The 18,230-nt window shown below is 71.3% G+C and carries 17 protein-coding genes; 7 read left to right on the top strand and 10 right to left on the bottom strand.

The window, feature by feature from the left end; all coding sequences use genetic code 11:
* Nucleotides 1-5: 5 nt before the first annotated feature.
* Nucleotides 6-914, bottom strand: a complete 909-nt coding sequence (locus ACFYVJ_RS12005; RefSeq protein ID WP_388889472.1) for a Rossmann-like and DUF2520 domain-containing protein — start codon at nt 912-914, stop codon at nt 6-8.
* A gap of 254 nt (nt 915-1,168) precedes the next feature.
* On the opposite strand from ACFYVJ_RS12005, the gene ACFYVJ_RS12000 reads away from it, so the two are divergent.
* Both ACFYVJ_RS12000 and ACFYVJ_RS11995 read left to right on the top strand, forming a co-directional pair.
* Nucleotides 1,169-2,455 carry a threonine aldolase family protein gene (locus tag ACFYVJ_RS12000; protein ID WP_388889470.1) on the top strand — a complete coding sequence of 429 codons (1,287 nt, stop codon included), beginning with the start codon at nt 1,169-1,171 and terminating at the stop codon, nt 2,453-2,455.
* 107 nt (nt 2,456-2,562) lie between these two features.
* Nucleotides 2,563-3,651, top strand: a complete 1,089-nt coding sequence (locus tag ACFYVJ_RS11995; RefSeq protein WP_388889467.1) for a DUF5937 family protein — start codon at nt 2,563-2,565, stop codon at nt 3,649-3,651.
* A 222-nt stretch (nt 3,652-3,873) separates the two neighbouring features.
* Here the strand turns inward: ACFYVJ_RS11995 and ACFYVJ_RS11990 are convergent, their stop codons facing one another.
* Nucleotides 3,874-4,548, bottom strand: coding sequence for a response regulator (locus tag ACFYVJ_RS11990; protein WP_388889464.1), 675 nt, complete (start codon nt 4,546-4,548; stop codon nt 3,874-3,876).
* A gap of 105 nt (nt 4,549-4,653) precedes the next feature.
* Nucleotides 4,654-5,883: a sensor histidine kinase gene (locus tag ACFYVJ_RS11985; protein ID WP_388889461.1), complete on the bottom strand. Its 1,230-nt coding sequence runs from the start codon at nt 5,881-5,883 to the stop codon at nt 4,654-4,656.
* Nucleotides 5,884-6,139: 256 nt separating this feature from the next.
* Between ACFYVJ_RS11985 and ACFYVJ_RS11980 the strand changes: the two genes are divergently transcribed.
* A complete protein-coding gene (locus ACFYVJ_RS11980; RefSeq protein ID WP_388889904.1) occupies nt 6,140-7,225 on the top strand; it encodes an SAM-dependent methyltransferase in 1,086 nt (361 codons plus the stop codon).
* Nucleotides 7,226-7,380: 155 nt separating this feature from the next.
* Here the strand turns inward: ACFYVJ_RS11980 and ACFYVJ_RS11975 are convergent, their stop codons facing one another.
* On the bottom strand, nt 7,381-8,544 hold the full coding sequence (locus tag ACFYVJ_RS11975; RefSeq protein WP_388889458.1) for an ABC transporter ATP-binding protein: 1,164 nt from the start codon (nt 8,542-8,544) through the stop codon (nt 7,381-7,383).
* 84 nt (nt 8,545-8,628) lie between these two features.
* Here ACFYVJ_RS11975 and ACFYVJ_RS11970 point away from each other — a divergent pair, with 84 nt between their 5' ends.
* The 3 genes from ACFYVJ_RS11970 (at nt 8,629) to ACFYVJ_RS11960 (ending at nt 11,286) form a co-directional block, all read left to right on the top strand.
* The gene (locus ACFYVJ_RS11970; RefSeq protein WP_388889455.1) at nt 8,629-9,363 is read left to right on the top strand and encodes an ABC transporter permease; all 735 of its coding nucleotides are present in this window, start codon (nt 8,629-8,631) and stop codon (nt 9,361-9,363) included.
* On the top strand, nt 9,363-10,142 hold the full coding sequence (locus tag ACFYVJ_RS11965) for an ABC transporter permease (protein WP_388889452.1): 780 nt from the start codon (nt 9,363-9,365) through the stop codon (nt 10,140-10,142). Before ACFYVJ_RS11970 ends, ACFYVJ_RS11965 begins: the two co-directional genes overlap by 1 nt.
* A gap of 154 nt (nt 10,143-10,296) precedes the next feature.
* Nucleotides 10,297-11,286, top strand: coding sequence for an ABC transporter substrate-binding protein (locus tag ACFYVJ_RS11960; protein ID WP_388889449.1), 990 nt, complete (start codon nt 10,297-10,299; stop codon nt 11,284-11,286).
* Between the two features lie 55 nt (nt 11,287-11,341).
* Here the strand turns inward: ACFYVJ_RS11960 and ACFYVJ_RS11955 are convergent, their stop codons facing one another.
* From ACFYVJ_RS11955 to ACFYVJ_RS11930, 6 genes are all read right to left on the bottom strand, one after another.
* On the bottom strand, nt 11,342-11,932 hold the full coding sequence (locus ACFYVJ_RS11955) for a hypothetical protein (protein ID WP_388889447.1): 591 nt from the start codon (nt 11,930-11,932) through the stop codon (nt 11,342-11,344).
* Nucleotides 11,933-11,979: 47 nt separating this feature from the next.
* Complete coding sequence (locus ACFYVJ_RS11950; RefSeq protein WP_388889444.1) at nt 11,980-12,909, bottom strand: hypothetical protein; 930 nt, start codon at nt 12,907-12,909, stop codon at nt 11,980-11,982.
* Nucleotides 12,910-12,924: 15 nt separating this feature from the next.
* The gene (locus ACFYVJ_RS11945) at nt 12,925-14,277 is read right to left on the bottom strand and encodes a putative T7SS-secreted protein (RefSeq protein ID WP_388889441.1); all 1,353 of its coding nucleotides are present in this window, start codon (nt 14,275-14,277) and stop codon (nt 12,925-12,927) included.
* Nucleotide 14,278: 1 nt separating this feature from the next.
* Complete coding sequence (locus ACFYVJ_RS11940; RefSeq protein ID WP_388889439.1) at nt 14,279-14,512, bottom strand: hypothetical protein; 234 nt, start codon at nt 14,510-14,512, stop codon at nt 14,279-14,281.
* Between the two features lie 425 nt (nt 14,513-14,937).
* The gene (locus ACFYVJ_RS11935) at nt 14,938-15,945 is read right to left on the bottom strand and encodes a hypothetical protein (protein ID WP_388889436.1); all 1,008 of its coding nucleotides are present in this window, start codon (nt 15,943-15,945) and stop codon (nt 14,938-14,940) included.
* Between the two features lie 32 nt (nt 15,946-15,977).
* Entirely contained in the window at nt 15,978-16,622 is a 645-nt protein-coding gene (locus ACFYVJ_RS11930; protein ID WP_388889434.1) for a hypothetical protein, read from the bottom strand.
* 664 nt (nt 16,623-17,286) lie between these two features.
* On the opposite strand from ACFYVJ_RS11930, the gene ACFYVJ_RS11925 reads away from it, so the two are divergent.
* Entirely contained in the window at nt 17,287-18,219 is a 933-nt protein-coding gene (locus ACFYVJ_RS11925) for a coiled-coil domain-containing protein (protein ID WP_388889431.1), read from the top strand.
* Nucleotides 18,220-18,230: the final 11 nt, after the last annotated feature.

Raw genomic sequence — 18,230 nt, 5'->3', positions numbered from 1 at the left:
GTCCCTCAGCGTCCTCCGTCGGCGAGGACCCCGAGCAGGTCCTCGGCCAGCTCCGGCTTGAGCAGCCCGCCCGCCAGCGCGCGGTCCGCCGTCGCCCGGGCCATCGCGACGTACGCCGGCACCGCCTGGGGGGCGTGCACGCGCAGCTCCGCGATGTGCGCCGCCACGGTGCCCGCGTCGCCGCGCGCCACCGGCCCGGTGAGCGCGGCGTCGCCGCTGCGCAGCGCGTTGTCCAGGGCGGCGCCGAGCAGCGGGCCCAGCATCCGGTCGGGGGCGCCGACGCCGGCCTTGGACAGCAGCTCCATCGACTGCGCGACCAGTGTGACGAGGTGGTTGGCACCGATGGCGAGCGCCGCGTGGTACAGCGGCCTGGCCGCCTCCTCCACCCACTCCGGCTCCCCGCCCATCTCCACGACCAGGGCCTCCGCCGCCATACGCAGCTCGCCCGGCGCGGTGACCCCGAAGGAGCAGCCGGCGAGGCGCTGGACGTCGATCGCGGTGCCGGTGAACGTCATCGCGGGGTGCAGCGCGAGCGGCAGCCCGCCCGCGCGCGTGGCGGGCTCCAGCACCGCGGCCCCGTACCGTCCCGAGGTGTGCACGAGCAGTTGCCCGGGGCGTACGGCACCGGTGCTCGCCAGGCCCTCGACGAGGCCGGGCAGCACGTCGTCGGGCACGGTGAGCAGCACGAGGTCGGCGCGGGCCAGCACCTCGGCGGGCTCGGTGACCGGCACGTCGGGCAGCAGCTCGTCGGCCCGCCTGCGGGCGCCGTCGGAGACGGCGTGCACGGCGACGGGGCGGTGGCCCGCGAGCGCGAGCGCGGCGGCGAGCGGCGGGCCGACCCGGCCGGCGCCGACCACGCCGACGGCGAGCCGGGCGGGCTTCTCCTGCGGCTCGGGGGTGGGGCTGGGGTTCACGTCGCCTTCCGTTCCAGTCCGCTTCGGGTACCGGACGTACGGGTTCATGGTACTTGCGGCCGGGGCGGCCGCCGGTGTGTGCCTGAGCACGGTGTACGGGCACGAGGACGACTGCGTCCTACGCGCGTACGCGCGTAGGACGCGCTCGGCAGGCGGCCCGTGACCCTACGCGCGCGTGCCGCCCCGCACGGATGGCGCGGCCGGTGCGTAAACCCGGTGTGGAGGGGGCACGGCGGCGGGCATGATCTGGGCCCATGACGGACGCGGACGACCTCATGACCCGTAGGCGCGCGACGTGGGCGGCGGCCGAGCACACCCTCTCGGCCTCCCTCCCCACCATCTCCGCACGCCTGGCCCGCCTCACCACCGCCAGGCCCGGCGGCGTCGACCTCGGCCAGCAGGTCGACGTCTACGCCGGCGGGATCGTCGGCGAACTGGAGGAGCGCACCGCGGAGCTGCTCGGCTGCGAGGACGCGGCGTTCTTCCCCACCGGCACCATGGCGCAGCAGGTCGCGCTGCGCTGCTGGGCGGAGCGCACTGGCAGCCGCGTCGTCGCCTCGCACCCGCTGGCCCACCTGGAGGTGCACGAGAGGGCGGCGTACGCGGTGGTCACCGGGCTGCGCACCGTGCACCCCACGCGCGCGCCGCGGGCCGCGACCGCGGCGGAGGTGCGGGCGCTGGGCGAGCCCTTCGGCACGCTGATGCTGGAGCTGCCGATGCGCGAGCCGGGGTTCGTGCTGCCGGAGTGGGAGGAGCTGGCCGAGGTCGTTGCGGCGGCGCGGGAGCGGGAGGCGGTCGTCCACTTCGACGGCGCCCGGCTGTGGGAGTGCACGACGCACTTCGGGCGCGGGCTGGCGGAGATCGCGGGGCTCGCGGACAGCGTGTACGTCTCGTTCTACAAGTCGCTGGGCGGGCTGTCCGGCGCGGCGCTGGCGGGTCCCGCGGGGTTCGTGGAGGAGGCGCGGGCGTGGCGGCACCGGTACGGCGGCCAGGTGTTCCAGCAGTGGCCGGCGGCGCTGACCGCGCTGGAGGGGCTGCAGCGGGAGCTGCCGCGGCTGCCGTCGTACGTGGCGCACGCGCGGGTTGTCGCGGAGGCGCTGCGGGAGGGGTTCGCGGCGGCGGCGGTTCCGTTCTTCCGCGTGCATCCCGGGGTGCCGCACACGCACCAGTTCCAGGTCTGGCTGCCGTACGGGGCGGAGGCGCTGATGGACGCGGGGACGGCGCTGGCGGAGGAGACGGGGACGTGCCTGTTCCGGATGTGGACGGAGCCGGGGGATCCGCCGGGGCTGTCGGTGACGGAGGTCACGGTGACGGAGCCGGGGCTGGCGTGGTCGGCGGAGGACGTGGTGCGGGAGGCGGGGGCGCTGGTGGAGCGGGTGCGGCGGGTGGAGGCTGCAGGGACTGCGGGGACTGCGGGCGCTCCAGGGGCTGCGGGGGTTACGGGGGCTGTGGAGGTCCCGGGGGCTTCGGGGACGGAAGGCGCCGACGCGGAGGCCGCGGGCGCCGGCCCGGAGCCCGCGGGCCCGGCGGTGTCCAACTGACCGCAGGTGGATGTGGGCCCGACGGCCCGGGCTCCGTCCAACTGCGCGGCCGTGGATGAGGGGCCGAGGACCCTGGCGCTGTCAGTCCCGTGCCCGACCATGGATTCATGAGCGTCACCCTCGACATCACCGGCCTCGCCGTCGAGCGCATCGGCTTCACGCCTTCCCCGCTCGCCGAGCTGGGCGCCGCGCTGCACGCGCTCGCCGCCCCTGGGCACCACCCCGGGGCGGCCGAGTGGACGACCGCGACCGCCGCGGCGCTCGACCCCGCGCTCGCGGACCGGCTGAGCGAGGGCGAGTTCCTGTGGAGCGCCGGGCGGGCCGACATCCTGCTGCCCGCCGTGCCGGGAGCGACCCTCGCCGAGGAGCTGGACGCGCTCGACCGGATACCGGACGAGAGGTTCGTCACCGCCGCGTTCGAGATCGTCTGCAACCCCGCGTACCAGTACGGCAGCCCGTCGCCGCTCACCGACCCGGCCACCCGCCGGATCGCCGTCGAGCGCGCGGCGGCCCGCGGCCCGCGGCAGGCGGCGTTCGTCGAGCGGATGCTCGCCGACCCCGACGGGCTGCGGGTGTGGCTGCGGCGGCTGTTCGAGGACTGCGCGCAGGCGTTCTTCGACGAGACGTGGGAGCAGGTGCGCCACTCGCTGGCCGCCGATGCCCGGCACAAGACGGACCTGCTGCGGCGCAAGGGCCTGGCCGTGACGCTGGCGGACGTGTCGAGCGCACTGCGGCTCGACGAGGGCGAGGACGGCTCGGTCCGGATCGTCGCGGACAAGCTGAGCAACGGCGGCGCGGTCGCGAGCGAGAGCGTGACGTTCCTGCCGACGGCGTTCGGCTGGCCGCACGTGCTGGTGGTGTACGCGCCGGGCTGGCAGCCGGTGATCCAGTACCCCATACCCTCGCCGGACCTGCCCCGGGCGCCGACTCTGGAGACGCTGCAACTGCGGCTCGAAGCGCTCGCGCACCCGGTGCGGCTCCGGCTGTGCCGCACGATCTCGCGGACGCCGACGACGACGGGCGAGCTGGCCGCCGTGCATCAGTTGACGGCGCCGGAGGTCTCCCGGCACCTGGCGGTCTTGAAGAAGGCCGGGCTGGTCGTCACGCGGCGCCGCGGGCGCTACGTGCAGTACGAACTGTCGCTGCCGGCGGTCGCCCGCCTGGGCGGGTCGCTGCTGGAGGGCCTGCTGCGCTGAGGAGGGGGACGCCGCCGCGGCGCACACGGTCCGCCGCACGCCGGACGGCTCCGGGACGCGAGTCCCAGTGCCGGCGAGGCGGGCGGTGCCTGCGGCATGCCCGTACGACTGCCGCCGTCGCGCCCGTCGCCCTCGTGTCCGTACGCCCGTCAGCCGACCCGACCCCGCCTGAGCCGGCCCCGGACCCGGGTTCCGGCTCGTCCCGGCCCGGTTCGTATGCCGTCAGCCTCCGGCCCGTACCAGACCCGTCTCGTATGCCAGGACCACCGCCTGCACCCTGTCCCGCAGCTCCAGCTTCGTGAGGATCCGCCCCACATGCGTCTTCACCGTCGCCTCCGACAGCACCAGTTGCGCCGCGATCTCCCCGTTCGACAGCCCCTGCGCGATCAGCAGCAGCACCTCGCGCTCCCGGTCCGTCAGCCGCTTCAGCTCCGGGTGCGCCCGCTCCCCCGCCGGGGCGGGCATCACGGCCGTGAACCGGTCGATGAGCCGCCGCGTCGTGCTCGGCGCGACGACCGCGTCGCCGCTGTGGACGGCCCGGATGGCGCTCAGCAGGTCGCCGGGCGGCACATCCTTGAGCATGAAGCCCGACGCCCCGGCCTGCAGCGCCGAGAAGGCGTACTCGTCCAGGTCGAAGGTGGTCAGGATCAGCACCTTCGGCGGCGCCTCCGCCGGCTTGTCCGCGCAGATGCGCCGCGTCGCCTCGACGCCGTCGAGGCGCGGCATGCGTACGTCCATGAGCACGACGTCCACCTTCGTGACGGCGAGGAGCTGCACCGCCTCGTCGCCGTCCCCGGCCTCCGCGACGACGTCCATGTCGGGCTGGGCCGCCAGCACCATCCGGAAGCCGGTGCGCAGCAGCGCCTGGTCGTCCACGAGCATGACCCGGATCGTCACGTGAGTCCCTTCTCTCTCATCGGGGCGGCGTCGGCCGCCCCGGTTTCCCGCCTCTGTCCGCGTCCGACGGTAAGCCGCCCGCCGGGCAGTCCGTCGCGCGGCCGGTCAGGCGGCCGTCTTCAGCGGCAGCACCGCACGTACCCGGAAGCCGCCGCCGGGCCGCGGCCCCGCGTCCAGCTCGCCGCCGGTCATCCCCACGCGCTCGCGCATGCCGATCAGCCCGTGCCCCTGGCCGTCGGCGCCGCCCTCCTCGTACAGCTCGGGAAGCGAGCCGCGGCCGTCGTCCTCGATCAGCACCTGCAGTTCGCCGTCGGCGTACGTCAGCCGCACCGCGGCGCCCGCCTCGGGGCCGCCGTGCTTGCGGGTGTTGGTCAGCGCCTCCTGCACGATGCGGTACGCCGCGAGCTCGATGCTGCTCGGCAGCTCCCGCGGCGAGCCGGCCACCTCGAACGAGACCGTGAGCCCCGCGCCGCGCACCTGCTCGACCAGCTCCGCCAGTTGCTCCACACCGGGCTGCGGCACGTACTCGCCGCCCGCGCCCGGGTCGCCGGTCCGCAGCACGCCGAGCAGCCGGCGCATCTCCGCCAGCGCCTGCCGGCCGGTGCCGGAGATCGTCGTGAGCGCCTCCTTGGCCTGCTGCGGCGCGCTGTCCAGCACGTACGCGGCGCCGTCGGCCTGCACGACCATGACGGAGACGTTGTGCGCCACCACGTCGTGCAGTTCGCGGGCTATCCGTGCACGCTCGGCCGCGACCGCGATCCGCGACTGCGTCTCCCGCTCCCGCTCCAGGCGGGCGGCCCGTTCCTCGAGCTGCGCGTAGTAGGCGCGGCGGGTGCGCAGCGAGTCGCCGAGCACCCAGGCGAGCAGGAACGGGACGGTCAGGAAGGCGAGGCCGACGGCCTGCTCGAAGACGTTCTCACTGGCGGCCGGCCACCGCAGTTGGTTGACCACGGGCGCGACGGCGGCGCCGATGAGCGCCAGCCGCGACGCCCAGGGCACGTCGCCGGCGGCGACGGTGAAGATGACGACGAGCATGGCGAAGTTCGCCGGGCCGGGACTCGAATCCACCACGACCTGCACGACGCCGAGCGCACCGGCGACGAGCAGCATGCGCTCGGGATAGCGGCGGCGCAGGGCGACGACGGCGGCGTAGCCGATGCCGATGACCAGCGCGATCGTCTTCGCGACGTCGCTGAGGGGGGCGTGCGGGTTGTCGTCGTGATTGGTCGTGTCCACGGCGATCAGCCAGGCACCGGTCATCAGGACGAGGCAGACAGCCCAGAAGCTGTCGACCAGCGTCGGATGACGGCGGAGGAAATCGTAGACACGTTGCACGTCACCCAGCGTAGGCACGCGCGCGTAAGCGGGAGTCAGTCCGCGGGGCGATCCCTGGCTGATGCATCTACTCCGCAGGGTGGAGGATGCGCTTGTGGAGAACGGTGGGACGGGCGGGCAGGACGCGGGCGCGGAGCCGGGCAGGCGGGCTGTGGCGGGCTTCGCCGCGGGCTCGGAGGCGGCTTCCGGCGGTGGCTCCGGGGCGGGCTCGGGCGGGCACTCGGTCGCGGATGGCCGGCTGCGCTGGCGGGAGGCGATGCGGCTGGCGCTGTACGGGCCGGAGGGCTTCTACCGCCGGGGCGGGCCCGGCACCGGAGCGGCGGCGCACTTCCGCACCTCGGTGCACGCCTCGCCGCTGTTCGCGGCGGCGGTGGCGGAGCTGGTGCGGCGGGTGGCGGTCGCGCTGGGGCGGCCGGCGGAGCTGGACGTGGTGGACATCGGCGCGGGGCGCGGGGAGCTGCTGACGGGGGTGCTGTCGGAGTACGAGGGACCGGGGCGGCTGCGGGCGTACGCGGTGGAGGTCGGACCGCGGCCGGAGGGGCTGGACGCGCGGATCACATGGCTGGCGCAGCCGCCGGAGGGTGCGCGGGGGCTGCTGTTCGCCAACGAGTGGCTGGACAACGTGCCCGTGGAGGTCGCGGAGACGGACGAGAGGGGTGTGCCGCGGTACGTGGAGGTCGCGGCGGACGGCACGGAGCGGCTGGGCCCGGAGGTCGGCGGCGCGGACGCGGCGTGGCTGCACCGCTGGTGGCCGCTGGCGGGTGCGCCGCCCGGCAGCCGCGCGGAGATCGGCGCCCCGCGCGACGCGGCGTGGTCGGCGGCGGTCACGACGCTGGCCGCCGGCTTGGCGCTGACCGCGGACTACGCCCACACGCGGGCCACCCGCCCCCCGTACGGCACGCTGACGGCGTTCCGCGACGGCCAGGAGGTGACGCCGGTCCCGGACGGGAGCTGCGACGTCACGGCGCACGTGGCGCTGGACGCGGTGGCCGCCGACCTGACCCGGGAGAGCGGCACGGGGCCGGCGGACGACGGAGTCGCGTCCGGCGTACCGGATACCCCGCGACCGGGAGGGACGGACGGTGGCTCGCCCCAGGACACGCAGTCCCCCGCGGCGCGGGAGCCGGGCAGACCGACGTTGCTGATGTCACAGCGGGAGGCGCTCCGGGGGCTCGGGCTCGACGGGAGCCGGCCGTCGCTGGCCCTGGCGTCGACCGACCCGGCGGGCTACCTGCGGCGGCTCGTCACCGCGGGGCAGGCGGCCGAACTGCTCGACTCCGCGGGTCTCGGGGGCTTCACGTGGCTGGCCCACCACGTGGGCATCGCCCCGGTCCTCCCCTGACACCGCGGGGCCGATACGGGCCGCCTGACGCGCGGGGCCGATACGGGCCGCCTGACGCCGCTCCGCGGCCCCACGCCCGTACGGTACGCACCGCGAGCCCCGCGATGCCCGTACGCGTGCTTCCGCCCCGGCACCCCCACGGTCGCGGTCCCGCATCAGAGCTGCGGCAGCGAGTCCAGCTCCACCTCCGCCCGCGCGACCGCGCGCGCGTCCGCATCGATGGACCGCCGCAGCGCCTCGTGCAGGCTCGCCGGCGTCAGGACGCCCGCGAAGCGCCCCGTCTCCACGTCGTCCACCACCGCGATCCACCCGGCGTCGTACTGCAGCATCGTCGCGAACGCCTTCTTCAGGCTCGCCCCCAGCGGCAGCCAGGCGTCCATCCGCCGCGCGTAGTCGGACACGGCGCCGCCCTTGGCGATCTCGTCGGCCGCGACCCACCCGTGCAGTTCGCCGTCGCCGTCCAGCACGACCGCCCAGCGCGCGCCCCCGTCCCGTAGCGCCGCGGCAGCAGTGCGCGCGTCGTCGTCGAGCCGGACCACCGGCGGCTGCTCCAGGTCGCCGCGTTCTATCTCGGTCACCGACAGCCGCTTCAGGCCCCGGTCGGCGCCGACGAAGTCGGCCACGTACGGGGTCGCGGGCGCGCCCAGGACCGCCGCCGGCGAGTCGAGCTGCTCGATCTTCCCGTTCCCGAAGACCGCGATGCGGTCGCCGAGCCGTACCGCCTCCTCGATGTCGTGTGTGACGAAAAGCACGGTCTTCCGCATCCGCGCCTGCAGCTTGAGGAACTCGTTCTGCAGGTGCTCGCGCACCACCGGGTCCACCGCGCCGAACGGCTCGTCCATCAGCAGCACCGGCGGGTCCGCGGCCAGCGCCCGCGCCACGCCGACACGCTGGCGCTGGCCGCCGGAGAGCTGGTCGGGATAGCGGCGGCCGTGCTCGTGCGGGTCGAGGCCGACCAGCTCCAGCAGCTCGGCCGCCCGCTTCAGCCGCTTGTCGCGCGGCGTGCCCAGCAAATGCGGCACGGTGGCCGTGTTGTCGAGGACGTTCTTGTGCGGGAAAAGGCCGACGTTCTGGATGCAGTAGCCGATGTGGCGGCGCAGCTCGACCGGGTCGGTGGCCGTGACGTCCCGCCCGTCGACCTCGATACGGCCGCTCGTGGGCTCGATGAGCCGGTTGACCATCTTCAGGGTGGTGGTTTTGCCGCAGCCTGAGGGGCCGACAAGCGTCACCAGCTCGCCCTCGGCGACGTCGAACGACAAGTCGTCCACCGCGGTAATCCCATCGGGGTACCGCTTGGTCACGTGCTCGAATCGGATCATGTTTCCTCATTCTGCCCCGCCCTCCCGCTTCCGGTGTCAGTGGCGGGGGGTCTAATAGAGCTGCCTACGGGAAGGAGCGGTGGCGTGAAAGCCTCCGGCTGCCTGGCAGCGAACGAGTGGATCTGCGGTGAATACGTCCGCAGCCGCAGCGACGAGCTCGTCGACGCCACGGTCCAGCACGTCTGGATCACACTGGCGTCAGTGGGCATCGGCCTGCTGGTTTCCTTCCCGCTGGCCCTGATCGCCCGCCGCTGGCGGGTGCTCACGGGCCCCGTGCTCGGCCTGACGACGGTGCTCTACACGATCCCGTCGCTCGCGATGTTCTCCCTGCTGGTCCCGATCATGGGCATCTCGGCGTCCGTGGTCGTCACCGGCCTCGTGCTCTATTCGCTGACGATCCTCATCCGCAATCTGCTGGCCGGCCTCGATTCCGTGCCGGCGGAGACGCGGGAGGCGGCCCGCGGGATGGGGTACGGGCAGACGCGCCTGCTGTTCGCCGTCGAGCTGCCGCTCGCGCTGCCCGCCGTCATGGCCGGCCTGCGGATGGCGACGGTGTCGACGATCGCGATGACGACGGTCGGCGGCATCATCGGCTACGGCGGTCTGGGCAACCTGATCGTCGACGGTATGCGCACCCTGTTCAAGGCGCAGGTGCTGACGGCGTCGGTGCTGTGCGTGCTGCTCGCCGTGCTGGCGGACCTGCTGATCCTGGGCCTGCAGCGGCTGCTGACGCCGTGGACGCGGGCGCAGCGGCGAAGCGTTGGCGGTGGCGGCAGGTTCCGCCTGAGGACCGCCGGGCGGCAGAAGGAGACGGCCTGATGGGCACCATCGCGGACGCCTGGACGTGGCTGACCACGGGGTCGAACTGGTCGGGTCCGACCGGCATCGGCGTGCGGCTGGGCGAGCATCTGTACCTGACGGGCATGTCGCTGGCCATCGCCTGCGCCATCGCGCTGCCGATCGCGTTCTGGCTGGGCCACATCGGCAAGGGCGGCACCCTCGCGATCAACATCTCGAACGTCGGCCGTGCCGTGCCCACGCTCGCGGTGCTCGGCCTGCTCATGCTCACGCCGCTGCGGATGCACGGTGACTGGCCGACGGTCATCGCCCTGGTGCTCTTCGCGGTGCCGCCGCTGCTGACGAACGCGTACGTGGGCATCCGCGAGGCCGACCGGGACGTGGTGGAAGCGGCACGGGGCATGGGCATGTCCGGGCCCCAGTTGCTGGGCCGGGTCGAGCTGCCGCTGGGCTATCCGCTGGTGATGACCGGCCTGCGGTCGGCGACGGTGCAGGTCGTCGCGACCGCCACGCTGGCGGCCATCGCGGGCGGCGGCGGCCTCGGCCGGATCATCACCGCGGGCTTCCGGACGTACAACACCCCGATGGTCGTCGCCGGTGCCTTCCTGGTGGCGGCGCTGGCCCTGGTGCTGGAGGTCGTGCTCGCCCTCGCCGGGCGGCTGCTCGACCCGATGCGCGGCCGCCACGACGGCCGCCGCGGGCGCGGGCGGCGGACGCCGGGGGACGACCTGGCAGCGCCGGGAACGGAAGGGGCGGACGTACCGCCGGGGAAACAGAAGCCCGCGCCGGCCTCGCTGTAAGGTTCGGCGTCACGTCGTGCGCAGCGCAGCGCCGTGTCACGTGACGCCGGCGTGCGGATAACGCCGGCATTCTCCTCCGGAATGAACCAACCGAATCACACGTAATCCAACACCCCTTTCGCCTAGCGATGCCACGAATATCGACACCCAACGGATGGAGAATCCCTTGATCACCAACCGCGTTCGCGCCCGCGCCGCCGCCTCGGTGCTGGCCGCCGCCGCCCTCACGGCGGGCCTCGCGGCCTGCGGCGGCGACAGCCTGGAGGAAAAGGGCGGCACGGACTCCACGGACGACGACAAGTCATCCCTGGTGGTGGGCCAGGCCGGGTTCACGGTCTCGACGGTGACCGCCGAGCTGTACTCGGCGATGCTGAAGGACGCCGGCTACGACGTCTCGATAAAGAAGCTGGAGAACCGCGAGCTCTACGAGCCGGAGCTCGAGAAGGGCAGCATCGACGTCTTCCCGGAGTACGCCGCGACCCTCGCCGAGTTCCTGAACGCGAAGGAGAACGGCGTAGAGGCCCCGGAGAAGAACCCCGTCGCGTCGAACGACGCCGGCGAGACGGTGACCGCCCTGCGCGAGCTCGCCGAGCCCCGCGGCCTCAAGGTGCTCGACGCCGGCGACGCCGTCGACCAGAACGCCTTCGCCGTCTCCAAGGACTTCGCCGCGGAGAACGACCTCAAGACCCTCAGCGACCTCGGCAAGACCGGCGACGGCATCCGCCTCGCGGCGGGCGACGAGTGCCCGGAGCGGCCGTTCTGCGAGCCGGGCCTGGAGAACACGTACGACATCGACATCACCAAGATCGACCCCCTGGGCGTCGGCACCCCGGCGGCCAAGCAGTCGGTCCAGGACGGCACCAACCAGCTCGTCCTGACGACCACCACGGACGCGACCCTGGACGACTTCGACCTGGTGCTCCTGGAGGACGACAAGGGCCTGCAGAACGCGGACAACATCCTCCCGGTCGTCAACGCCAAGGAGGCGGGCACGAAGGAGATCGCCGCGACGCTGGACAAGCTCACGAAGGTACTCACGACGGAGGACCTGATCGAGCTGAACCGCAAGGTGGACGCGGAGCGGATGAAGCCGGCCGACGCGGCGAAGGAGTACCTGGAAGCCAAGAACCTCCTCGGCTCCTGACCGGTGCGAAGCGGCAACCCTGCCCCGTCGGGCCGACGGGGCAGGGAACTGCCTGCTACTCCGGAGGTTCGGTGAAACTGACGGTCCGCATGATGGCGGCCGTCATCTCACAGAACTCACCCCAGTGGTCCAGAGCCGCGGTGTCGAGCGTGAACAAGGCGACGTAGGGGCCGGTGGGAAACGGGACGTGCACCTGGATCTGGCCGGTGTGGAGCTTGGTCTCCGTCCCGTCGGCGGTCAGCTCTGCGGGCACGGTGAACTCCCGCAGCGTGGTGCAGGAAACCCCAGGCCCGCACGGCAGATCCACCCATCGCGCATCGTTCGCCGGGTCCCGGACGAGCACTTCCCGAATCCCGTTGGCCGCGGCCTCCACCGAGGCATGCCCGGATGCGACGCTCGCCACGGTGAACGTGCAGTGCACCACCCCACCGTCGTCCCGGGCGAAGAATCCCATCGCCGAAAACGAAAGCCCGGTGCCGCTCATGAACTGCCCCACGACACCGTAGTAGGGCGCGGAGGCAGCCCACAGCGCGTCGTCGCCGTTGGGGTACAACTCGCGCACGAAGGCGTCTGCCAGGGCGGTGCGTTCCTCGGCGGTGGCGGCGATCGGCAGGGCGTGGAGGCCGTCCGGAACTGTGAACCACATCGGCGGAGTACCGTCCCGCAGGGGCGCGGCGGGGTGGGCAGATGTACTCATGAAGCAGGCCCCCGGCGGTCGGCGGAGGCGAAGTCGCCCGGGTCGTAAACCCGATTGCCGTCTCGATCCATGATCACGCTTGGCCCGACGGCACCGGCCCAGGCAACGGCTCTGTCCGACCACGCCTGGAAGAAGAAGTTCCCACTCGGCCGGAGCGTGACGATCCAGCCGTCGTAGTCGGTGGCGTCCCGCTCGTTGACACGTGCGTGGGAAGCCACGCAATCAGCGATGGTGGCGAGCTGTCCGGGAGTGAGCTGTTCCTCGGGGACCAGTTGCGGCGGTGCCTCCAGGTGACGGACGAATTCCTCCACCGAGTTCTCGTTGTCGGAATGGAGTCGACACCACGAGCCGTCGTCGAAATCGACGCGGATGTCGCGCTGGTCGCTGCTGAACTTCTGCCGCTCCACGCGCGCGACACGAACCCGATCGAACTCGCCGAGCACCTTGTCCTGGGAGGTGTCCTCGTCCGGGAAGCCGACGAAGACCAGTCGTCGGTCGGTCACGATGGCGTGGGTGACGTATCCCTTCGCACGCCGCTTGGGGTCGAGTTGCCACGGCAGCTTGCGGGCAGCCGCACCCGGCGCCGCCCACAGGACGGGGAAGTCCTCAACCTCGTTGTCGGGGTCCTCGGGTCGCCCGCGCAGGCTGGGTCCGAAAGTTCCCAGTGTCACCGCACTCAGGATGAAACCCGACACGAGCTGGAGTCCGACGAACGCCCCCCGGCCCGCCCTGCGCGTGCCCGTGCCGCCCCGGCCGCGTACGGCGTAGCGTGGCCCCTCCGGCCAGCCGGGTAATTCGTGCTGGATGTCCCGGCGCTCCGTGTCGCGGAAGAACCGCATGCCGGAGACCGGCGCCGCCATTCCAGTCGCGAAATCGATCGACCCCCGGTACAAGAACGTCTCGCCCGCTCGGGGATACCAGGCCATGCACTCTCCCTTTCGCTATCCGAACGCGTCCTGCAAACGATCCCCGAGGTTACCTACCGGATCGCCGGGCAACTGCTCGATTATCGGTCCTGCCAGCGCCGGGGCCACCTTGGTGCCCGTGTCAAGCAGCCGCCCGCCCACGGACAACGGGTCGATTGCCACCCGTCCTCCAGTGATGAGGTCGACTCCCCTGCTGCCTACCAGTCGACCAACGCGGGCGGGCTCGCTGATCGCGGCGATCCTGGTGTTCATCCTGCTGAAATCGTCCGCCACCATGAAAACGTCATGGTTCTTCCCCCACAACGCGACGCCCTTGCCCGAAATGGTGAAGCTGAGGCCACCGCGAACCGTACCGGCGAGATCTCCGACAGCAACAATGTTGCGCACGCTCTCGACCTGTCGCATCGTGAAGCGCCCACCCAGTTGAGCAACCCGGGCTTCCGCCACCCCCCGGCCCACAATCTTGATCCCTTTACTGAAGAGTCCCACCCCCGGTAGCACTCCGAGGGCGTCGAGCCCCAGCGTCGCCCAACTGACGTCCGCGCCTGCCGCCTTGGCCACCCCGTGCGTCAGCAGCGTCAGCCCGGCGTAGACCAGCGCGGCCGACGCGAAGGCCGCACCGATCGGCGGGAAGGGCGCGGTGGCGATGGCGAGCACGGTCAGCGCGGCGGTGACGTAGCTGAGGACGTCGCCAATGGCCTTGATGAGGTCCGCGTGGTCCTGGACCCAGTCGAGGGCGTCGCCCAGGACGTCCGACACGCCGCTGGCTATCCGGTCGAACAGCCCCGGCTCGTCCGGGGCTATGTCCCCGGCGCCGTCCAGTTCGCGGGAGATCGACCACGCCTCGGTGAAGTAGCGGTCCTTCAGTTCCTCGGCCCGGCGCCGCACGTCGTCCAGTGCGTCACCGGCCTCCTCGGCGGCCTTCTCGCGCTTGTCCTGCGGCTTCTTCTGCGCGTCGGACGCCTTCTCGTCAGCCGACGCACCGGGGAACGGCGCCGCCTTTCCGGCGTCCAGGAGCCGCTGCGCGTCCCCGACGGCCTCCTGCTTCCGCCGCGCTTCGCGCTCCAGCGCGCGGGCCTCGTCCTGGAACCCGTCCATCTTCTCGGACCAGCGCCGCAGCGCAGTCGCCGCCTTCTCGAAGGAGGAATGCGCCCGCTTGATGTCGGGGGTGACCTTGTCGGCTACGTGGTCGGAGAAGGCGTTCGCGGCCTTGCCCTTCCACACCCCCTGGTCGAGGCGGTCCAGCTCCTTGGCGGTGGTGCCCAACTCGCCGGCGAGCCGGCCGATGGCGCGGGCCAGGTACTTGGTGCTGTGCGCGTCACCGGGCGCCGGGTCGAAGCCGAGGGTGGGGTAGTCCTTGTCGGCCACGTCAGCGTCCCTTGGGCTGGAGAGCGGCTTCCAGTTCCTTTTCCAGCCCGTCGAAGTCTCTGGCGATCTTCGTCAGCATCTTGGCGGCCCCGTCGGCGTGCTCCCCGAGCTGCCCGATCCCGTACTCCCACGACTCGGCGAAGTCCTGCAACTCACGCACGAGCATCCAGGCACCGACGATGTCGGTGTCGCTGCCCTTCATCGAGCGGGCGGCGTAGTCCAGGCGTTTGGCCATGGTCGTGAACGTGTGAAAGAGCCCGTCAAGAACGTCGCCCTTGATCTTTAAGTCTGCCATCAGGTCCTTCCGATGGGTCGACGGTGTAACCGGCCGCGGGAGGAAATTTCGCAGGCTTGACCGGACACGCGGCGATGTGGTGCGCGCGGCGCGGGGGCGGGACCGCTCTGCCGATTCCAGCGGGAAGCGGCCCGTACGTTGTGACGCTAGCGAACAGCGAAGTCGTCGCACCACCCCAAATCTCCGTCAAATATTGCCAATTGAGGCAACGATGAAATTTCACGGCAGGGTCGACTTCAAGCCAGCAGCATTCCGGCCGCTGCACTCGCATGTCCCGTTGGCAGCGGATCCGCTGTACGTTCTGCGCTGGTACCGAAGTACATCCGCTCGGTGTCAGGAATTCGCGACGTTTTACACGCGTTCGGTCAGCGGACGACTGACTGGATCTCCTTGACGGTCACGTCTTGGGTGCTACCGAAGGTGCCGGAGGGCAGTTGCGTGGGGTTGGGGTTGTTGGTGCCGGTCCAGCTCACGTCCCACGTGACTGTGCCTTGGAACGCGTACGGCCCTGTGGCCTCGGAGGACCGGAGGTACTGCACGCCGCACGGCGGTGAAACCTCGGCTCCGGCCAGCCGTTTCTGGCCGACGCTGCCGTCATCGTTGAGGGGGCATTCACCGGACTCGGGGAAGGTGAGGGCATCTTCGGTGCCGGGGTCGATGTGCAGACTGCCGGGTGTGGCGGTGGTGGTGGCCGAGATACCGAGCACATCGACGGACGCGGTGACAGACACTGGCCGGAAAGAAGTGTCGCCCAGGGACACCCAGGTGGGGAGATTCACCACTTGCCTGGACCCATCGGGCTGCAGCGTCGGCGTAGCCTCAGGGATGCGGATCTGCTCGTAGGCGAGCTGAGCGAGAATCTCGGGGTTGATGGTGTTCTCGATCTCGGCGGGCGGCTCATCCCCTCTGTCAACCCAGAAGGGCGTCACAGCGCAGTCGAGCGCATCAGGGCTGTCCGACTGGTTCGGGTCCTTATACACACCCCACCAGTAGCCTTTGTCATTCTTCTCGACGTTGAAGGGACCATGTTTGCCGTCGATGTACTTGTCCTTCATCGCCTTCGCGGTGTCCGGGTCATGCTGGGGGCTCAAGTCGACCATCCCGTCGAAGCGGGTTTGCGCTGCCTCTTCCGCGGTCCACTTCGGCGCATACCAACATGCCGGCGGAGACCAGTCTCCGACAGGGGTCAGCGCCCCGCCGCCATCACCAGCATTTCCCTCGCTGGAGGAGTAAGAGACCTTCACTCCCGCCTGCGCGGAGATCTTTCCGTCATTTGAAGCGCCCTTCTCCGCCGGAGGCGCGAGGAAATTTCCCCCATTCCCCCTTCCGCCGCCCTGAGCTTGGGCTGGCATCACGCCCAAGACGGCGGTCATCGCCAGCGCCCCTAAGAGTGCTGGTAAGCACTTCACGACTCGCACTGTTTGGCACCTCGTTCAGAGACCCCATCGGTCATCTGCCAGACACCGAGTTTGTTCATTTCGTAGCGGGTGTTATAGAGGACGTTGGCGCTGGACCCACCAGAAGAATTCTTGATGGGCTTGCCAGTCTTGGCATCGGTGATGTAGGAGTCGCTCTCATCCGAGCAGTAGATGACCACGGTTGCGCCATCGTCACGTTGACTCACTTCTCTGACGGTGAAACGTGTCGTTCCAGCCCAGGCGTGGCCCTCGTCCAGGTAACCCTTGATGTAATCAGTCGCGTTCTGGCGGGCAGCCCCAACCAAGTAGAAATCCAACGCTTTCGTCTCCGCGGTGCCCCGGAAGATGGCGTCGTCGATGGAGTCGATCATCTGTGCGCTGTCCTGCAGGACGGCGTCCTTCTCGGGGTCGCTGCTCCCCCAGTCCTCGAAGACGTTCTTCGCGTCGTCCGGCAGCTTGATCTCCGGTCTCGCCGCTCCCGTTTCACTCGGCGACGGGGACGGCTTGGCCGAGTTGGCGCCGGTGATCTTCTCGTCCTCGTTCGAATCATCCTCGCTGCCGCCGCAGGCAGCGAGGAGCAAGGCCAGGGCAGCAACGGTCGCTGCGGCGGCGGGGTGGGGGCGGCGTTTCACATCGGCTCCGGGGGGGATCGGGGATCTCTGTGGGACCTGACGCTATCCAAGGTTGATCCAGTTGCACCACCGTCGACTTTGCGTCACATCTTGCCTCTTCCGGCAATGATGGAATTCCATTAGCCACTGGCTTCACGGCAGCCCTCACGCAGTCACGGATCGAGCACGCGATCGGTCAAACGGATGATGACTGAATCTCCCTGCCGGTCGTGCACCGTTGCACCGCTCGACGTGCCCAGGCGCAGTCCTATCGGACCGGAGTTGGGGTGGTGACGTCTCACGGCCCTCTTGCTGCCGTCCGATCTCCGTGCTGCACACTCCACGGCGGAAGGCCCAGGCACCGGCCGATCTCCACGAGTGACGACGCCCCGTCGTTGGAGGACACTCGGTACGGCTTGGGGACATGCAACGTCGACAGCGGCTTCTGAGGTGCTTATTGCGAAGTGGCTCCATCGAAGCATTACCCTGTTCCGACACTGGCCACCTTCTCGGCAATCGTGGAATTCCATTGGCGGCCCTCGCGGGCGGGGTGTGTTGATCGCCGGGCGGGGTCCGCTCCGGGGCCGGACGGGGCGGGACGGTGGGGTGGCTGGGACGTAACCGGCGGGAAACGATTGGTTGGGGGCTGCTCCATTTGGGACATCTCCACGGTAAGTTGCGGCCTATGCCACGTGGACGCCACCGCTTCTCCTCGCCGATGCGCGGGCTCCTGCCGCCCGTGTCGTTCGCCGCGGTCGCGCTGGGTTGCGCGGCCGGGGCCTGGCTGGTTTCCGGGGACGGGTCCGCCGTGCGGTGGCTGGCCGCGGGGGCGGCCGGGGCCGCGGTGGGGGCCTCGGCGCTCATGCGGTTGCGGGATCGGATGACGGCGCTCCAGGTCACCGAGGCGACCGGGGCGCGGGCACGGGCCGAGCGGGAGCATGAGGAGAAGCTCGCCGAGTTGAAGAGCGACCTGGAAGAGGCGCGGCGCGTACGCGGGGAGCTGGAGAAGCGGCTCGGGTCGCGGCACGGCGACCTCGCCCGGTTGCGTACGGATCACGCAGCGCTGCTCGCGCGGTACGCCAACGCCGAGTCCGAGCGCGCCGCCGCGCTCGAAGGGCGGCGGCAGTTGGCCATCGAGGCGGCGACGCCCGTCAAGCAGTTGCCGCCCGCCCGTTCGCAGTCGCAGTTGCCGCCGCCCTCGCTCAGTTCGTACCTGCGCGCCTCCCACGCCCTCGACAACCTCGCGGGCAACGCCGCCCGTCAGGGCCACGGGCAGACCCACGCGCAGGCGCCCTCCGGCGATGCCGCCGGCTTCAGCTACTTCTCCAGGCAGCCGCAGCGGGCTCAGTCCCGGGAGCTGCCTCCCCCGCCGTCCGGCCGCCGGGACGGCGGCGGCCACCGCTCCGGGCCCGGCGAGCCCGGTGACGCGGGCACGGACCTCGCCGATGTCGTCGGGCCGGAAGTTCTCGCCGAGGCCGAGGCGGAAACAGAGGCCGGAGGCAAGGCAGGGGCGGAGGGCGGCTCCGGCGGCGTTCCGGCGTCCGCCGAGGCCGACGCCCCCGACGACGACCCCCACGGGCCCGTCGGCCGCGTCATCGACCTGGAGCAGGCGAGCTGAACGGGGATTCG

Origin of the sequence: Streptomyces sp. NPDC004134 (assembly GCF_042874195.1) — a bacterium.
Taxonomy (GTDB): domain Bacteria; phylum Actinomycetota; class Actinomycetes; order Streptomycetales; family Streptomycetaceae; genus Streptomyces.
Note: the sequence above shows the minus strand (reverse complement) of the source record. Positions and strands in the feature narration are given on the sequence as shown.